Source organism: Roseomonas sp. TS2 (genome assembly GCF_058833935.1).
Map to the genome: position 1 here is coordinate 1 of NZ_JCACVY010000241.1, position 5,331 is coordinate 5,331.

The window sequence follows — 5,331 nt, forward strand, 5'->3', positions numbered from 1 at the left end:
TGCCGAGCTGCGGCAGGAGCTGCTCGGGCGGGGTGGTGTCGCGCGGGTTCATGGCCTGCCGGGCCAGGCTTTCCAGCCGCCGCGCCCCGATGGCGCCGGCGGCGCCGGCCAGGCCGTGCGCGCCGCGCCGGTAGCCCTCCAGATCTCCCTGCTGCGCCGCCGTGACCATCTGCTCCGCCAGCCGGGCCAGGTCGGCCTCGAAGGTGCGGAGGATATTGACGAAAACCTCCGAGGGGAGGTCCTCGGCGAGCTGGCGGGCAATCTGGGGATCAAGAGCATTCACAACGCGGACCCTTGCAAACCTGCCATGGCCGGTCAACGCCGCCAGGTGTGAGACAGGGCAATGTGATGACAGGAGTTCAGCCCTGCGCCTCCTGCGTCCTGCGGGCACCGCGCAGGGCCAGCTGGGCGCCGAGGGCGCAGCCCGCCATGGTGGCGGCGGTGCCGATCCCTGAGCCCAGCTCCACCGCGCTGGCCAGCAGCGTCATGACCGCGCCGAAGCCCATCTGCAAGGCCCCCACCAGCCCGGAGGCGGTGCCGGCCAGCTGCGGCCGCACGCTGACCGCCGCCGCCACCGCGTTGGGCTGCGACACGCCGTTGCCCAGCGCCACGATGGCCATGGGCAGGAAGAAGATGACGATGGAGAGCGGCAGCAGCGCCTGCGCGGCGATGGCCAGCACCGCGCCCGCGCTGCTGACCACCAGCCCCAGCCGCAGCATGCGCGCGAGGCCGAGCCGCGCCGAGTAGCGGCCGGCGATGAAGGAGCCGCCGCCGAACGCCACCGAGATGACCATGAAGGCGATGGCATAGGCGCGCGGCGTGTAGCCCATCCCGTCCATCAGCACGCGCGGCGCGCCGGCCATGAAGGCGAAGAACACGCCGGTGGTGCAGGTGGTGATGGCGGCGTAGCAGCGGAAGCTGCGGATGCGCGCGAGCTGCCAGTAGGCGCGCAGCATGCCGGCGAGGCCGGGCAGCGGCTGCTTCTCGGCCAGCGTCTCCGGCAGGCGCAGCGCCAGCACGCCGAGCGCCAGGCCGAAGCCCACGCAGGCCAGCATGGTGGCGCGCCAGCCGAAGGCGGTGGTCAGCTCGGCGCCCAGCAGCGGCGCCAGCATCGGCGCCACCGTCATGCCCATCATGACGAAGCCGATCTTGCTGGCCGCCTGGTCGCGCGGGAAGACGTCGCGGATGATGGCGCGCGTCAGCACCATGCCGGCGCAGCCGCCCGCCGCCTGCGCCGCCCGCGCCACCACCACCCAGCCGATGGTGGGCGCCAGCAGCGCCGCCAGCGAGCCCAGCAGGTAGATGGCCAGCCCCGCCAGCAGCAGCGGCCGCCGCCCGTAGCGGTCCGAGAGCGGCCCGTAGATGAGCTGCCCGAGCGCGATGCCGACGAGATAGACCGTCAGCGTCATCTGCGCCGTGGCGTAGGGCACGGCGAAGATCCCGGCCAGCAGCGGCAGGGAGGGGATGAGGATCTGCATGCTGAAGGGGCCGAGGCCCATCAGCAGCGTCAGCAGCCAGGTCTTCGGCACGCGGCGCGGCGGGGGGTGGACGAACGCTTGGAGGTTTTCTTCCTGGACGACGTCGCGTGGGCTCATGCCGCCAGCCTATGGGCTGCGCCGCCGGCGGGCCACCCACGCCCGTTCACCTTTGGTGACGGAGCCATGCGCCCCGCGCAGCCCAGCCTTCCGTGAAGGCGGCGGGGGGATGTCTCCCCCCGGTTGCCGTCACCAGCGCAGGCTGCGCAGCGCCACCTTGGGCGAGACGCCTTCCCGCGCCGCCTCGGTGTCCAGCGCCTCCGGCGTCGGGTTCGGCCCGAAATGGTCGCCCGCCAGCCCGGTCAGCGCCCAGATGGCATCGACGCCGACGGCCTGGGCCCCGGCGAGGTCGGTGTGCGGCGTGTCGCCCACCGCGGCGATGCGGTGCGCCGGCAGGCCGAGGGTGGCGAGCACCGTCTCGTAGACCATCGGGTCCGGCTTGCCGATCTCGATGACCGGGCCGCCGAGCTCCATGTAGCGGTCGGCGAAGGCGCCGGCGCAGATCAGCCGCTGCCCGGCCACCATCACCGCGCGGTCGGGGTTGGTGCAGACCATCGGCAGGCCGGCGGCGGCGGCGGCCTCCAGCATCGGCAGGTAGGGCGCCACGCTCTCGCGGCCATGCTCGAAATCGGGCCCGGTGTTGAGCACGAAGTCGGCCGCCGCGGCGTCGCGCGTCACGCTGATGTCGAGGCTCTCGATCACCGAGAGGTCGCGCTCCGGCCCGATATGGAAGGCGCGGCGGCCGAGCGGCGCGAAGAAGGGGTGGGTGCGGTCGCGCAGCAGCGTCCAGGCCACCTCGCCCGAGGTGACGATGCCGTCGAACAGTTCGGCGCCGAGGCCCATGCCCGCCAGCGCCTCGCCCACCGTCCAGGAACGGCGCGGCGCGTTGGAGAGCAGCACGATGCGCTTGCGGCGCGCGCGCAGCTCGCGCAGCGCCTCGGGCACGCCGGGATAGGGCTTCTCGCCATCGTGCAGCACGCCCCAGATGTCGAGGATGAAGCCGTCATACGACTCCGCCAGGGGGGCGACGCTTTCCAGGATCTTCATGCGTTGTCGGCTCCCACCGCGTCATGGACATGGGCGAAGCCGTCGCGCTTCAGCAGCGCGGCCAGCTCCCGCTTGATCTGCGGCACCAGGACGGGGCCGGCATAGGCGAAGGCGGCGTAGAGCTGCACCAGCGCGGCGCCGGCGCGGATCTTGGCATAGGCCTGCGCGCCGCTGCTGACGCCGCCGCAGCCGATGAGGGTCAGGCGCCCCGCCGCCAGCCGGTGCACCCGCCGCAGCAGCGCGGTGGAGGGCTCGAACAGCGGCTGGCCGGAGAGGCCGCCCGTCTCGCCCTTGTGCGCGCCCTTCAGGCTGGCCGGCCGGGCGATGGTGGTGTTGCTGACGATCAGCCCCGCCACGCCGGCGCCCACGCAGGTCTCGACCAGCGCCGGCACGGCGTCATCCGCCAGGTCGGGGGCGATCTTGACCAGCACGGGGGGCTGGCGCGGCTGCGCCGCCCGCGCGGCGGCGACGGCGGCCAGGATGGCGGCCAGCTTCGCCTCGCCCTGCAGGTCGCGCAGGCCGGGGGTGTTGGGGGAGGAGACGTTGATGGTGACGTAGTCCGCCACCCCCGCCACGGCGCTGTAGAGGGCGGGGTAGTCCCGCTCCGGCTCCGCGCCCTCCTTGTTGATGCCGATATTGGCGCCGAGCACGGCGGGGAAGGGGCGCCGCAGCGCCGCCAGCCGGGCGGCGAAGGCGTCCACGCCCTCGTTGTTCATGCCCATGCGGTTGATGACCGCGGCATCCTCCGGCAGGCGGAACAGGCGCGGCTGCGGGTTGCCCGCCTGCGGCCGCGGCGTGGTGGTGCCGGGCTCGACGAAGCCGAAGCCCAGGCGCATCAGCGCCGCCACCGCCACCGCGTCCTTGTCGAAGCCCGCCGCCAGCCCGAGCGGGTTGCGGAAGTCGAGCCCGAGGGCATGGGTGGCGAGCACCGGGTCGTCCGGCGTGGCGTCGCGGCCGGCGAGGCCGAGGGCCAGCGCCTTCAGCGCCAGGCGGTGCGCGCGTTCGGGGTCCATGCCGCGCATCAGCGGCATCAGGGCGGAGGCGAGGGCAGGGGTCATGGCCCGCCGCTTGTGCCCCGCCCGGCCGGACAAGGGAAGGGCGGGAATTGACGCGGGCCCCCCGGCGGCCGAGAAGCCCCGCTTCCTGTCCGGACGACGAGGAGGCGTGAAGGGTGCGCGGTTCCGTGCTGATGCTGGCCGCGCTGGGCCTGTTCGCGATGCTGGATACCAACAGCAAGCTGCTCTCCCAGGGCTATCCGGTGGAGCAGGTGGTGCTGGTGCGCCACCTGGTGCTGCTGGCGCTGCTGCTGGGCCTGCGCGCGCTGCGGCCGGGGGTGGGCGGCGCGCTGGGCACGGCGCACCCGGCGCTGCACCTGCTGCGCGCCACCGGCATGCTGGGCTCGGCGCTGGGCTTCTTCCTGGCGCTGCGGCAGATCCCGCTGGCCGAGGGCTATCTCGTCTACTTCACCGCGCCCTTCATGACGCTGGGCCTGGCCCGGCTGGTGCTGGGCGAGCGGCTGCCGGGCTCGGTATGGCTGTGGTGCGGCGTGGGCTTCCTCGGCGTGCTGGTGGCCATGGCGCCGGGGCTGCGCGCGGGGGGCAGCCTGCTGGCCTATGGCTACGCCCTGCTCGGCACCTTCTGCTACGCGATGGTGATGACCATCAACCGCCGGCTGCGGCACGAGGCGGGGGTGGCGCGGCTGATCCTGTGGTCCTCGCTGCCGGGGGCGCTGGTGCTGGCGCCCTTCGCCGTGGCCGGCTGGGTGCCGCCGGCGGGGCCGGACTGGCTGTTCCTCGCGCTCAACGGCGTGCTGGCCGGCGGCGGCACCATCTGCCTGGCGCTGGCCTTCCGCAGGGCCAGCGCCGCGCAGCTGGCGCCGCTGGAATTCTCCGCCCTGCTCTGGGCGGTGCTGGCGGATCTGGCGATCTGGGGCGTGCTGCCGGCGCCGATGACGCTGGCCGGCGCCGCCATCGTGGTGCTGGGCTGCGTGATGAGCCAGCGGGCCCACCGCGCGCATGGCTGAGGCCCCTGTGGCCCGGCCCGGGCACCGGGTAAGGCGGTAAGGGAGTAAGGGAGTAAGGCGGCCTTGCCGGGCGGGGCGCGGGGCGGCGCCTCAGCGGCGCCGGGGGCCGGCCTCGTTCAGCGCCAGGTTCTGCCGCGCCAAATCCGCCGCCGCGCTGTCGGGGGCGAGGGCGATGGCGCGCTGCCAGTCGCCGCGGGCGCCGGCGGCATCGCCCTTGAGCTGGCGCAGGATGCCGCGCTCCAGCAGCGCCTCGGGGTTCTGCGGGACGAGCCGCAGCGCCGTCTCGATGTCCTGCATCGCCGCGTCCGTGCGGTCCAGGTGGCGCAGCGCGGCGGCGCGGAACACCCAGGCCTCGGCGCGGCCCCGGTCGAGCGAGACGGCGCGGTTGAGGTCCTCCAGCGCCTCGGCGTAGCGGCCCTGGGCGCCGGCGGCCAGGGCGCGGTCCACCAGCAGGGCGGGGTCGTCCGGCATCAGGGTCAGCGCCAGGGTGGCGGCGCCATAGGCGTGGCCGGGGTCGCCGGCCATCATCCAGGCCTGCGAGGCCTGGGCATAGACCGAGGCCCGTGCCGCGTTGCTGCCGGAGGCGCCGGCGGCCAGCCGCTCCAGCCGGCCGGCGGCGCGGTCCGGCTCGCCCAGCGCCAGCAGCGCCAGGGCCAGGCAGTGGCGGGCGCCGTCGCCGCCGCCCCGTTCCTCCCATTGCATGGCGCGCTGCGCGGCGCCCTCCGG

General features: G+C 74.5%; 6 protein-coding genes. 1 reads left to right on the plus strand and 5 read right to left on the minus strand.

What is annotated here, in order from left to right; all coding sequences use genetic code 11:
* From ACZJYS_RS22305 to ACZJYS_RS22320, 4 genes are all read right to left on the minus strand, one after another.
* The coding region (locus ACZJYS_RS22305) for an Hpt domain-containing protein (protein WP_493180367.1) at window positions 1-283 on the minus strand (283 nt) is incomplete at its 3' end.
* 76 nt (window positions 284-359) lie between these two features.
* Entirely contained in the window at window positions 360-1,595 is a 1,236-nt protein-coding gene (locus ACZJYS_RS22310; protein WP_109516855.1) for a multidrug effflux MFS transporter, read from the minus strand.
* Window positions 1,596-1,724: 129 nt separating this feature from the next.
* Window positions 1,725-2,582 (minus strand): TIGR01459 family HAD-type hydrolase, encoded by an 858-nt coding sequence (locus ACZJYS_RS22315; protein ID WP_493180368.1) that lies wholly within the window; start codon window positions 2,580-2,582, stop codon window positions 1,725-1,727.
* Complete coding sequence (locus ACZJYS_RS22320; RefSeq protein WP_493180369.1) at window positions 2,579-3,640, minus strand: quinone-dependent dihydroorotate dehydrogenase; 1,062 nt, start codon at window positions 3,638-3,640, stop codon at window positions 2,579-2,581. The genes ACZJYS_RS22315 and ACZJYS_RS22320 overlap by 4 nt, the downstream gene beginning before the upstream one ends.
* A gap of 113 nt (window positions 3,641-3,753) precedes the next feature.
* Here ACZJYS_RS22320 and ACZJYS_RS22325 point away from each other — a divergent pair, with 113 nt between their 5' ends.
* On the plus strand, window positions 3,754-4,605 hold the full coding sequence (locus tag ACZJYS_RS22325; RefSeq protein WP_245906313.1) for a DMT family transporter: 852 nt from the start codon (window positions 3,754-3,756) through the stop codon (window positions 4,603-4,605).
* Window positions 4,606-4,695: 90 nt separating this feature from the next.
* Here the strand turns inward: ACZJYS_RS22325 and ACZJYS_RS22330 are convergent.
* A partial coding sequence (locus tag ACZJYS_RS22330) for a tetratricopeptide repeat protein (RefSeq protein ID WP_493180370.1) occupies window positions 4,696-5,331 on the minus strand: 636 nt, incomplete at its 5' end.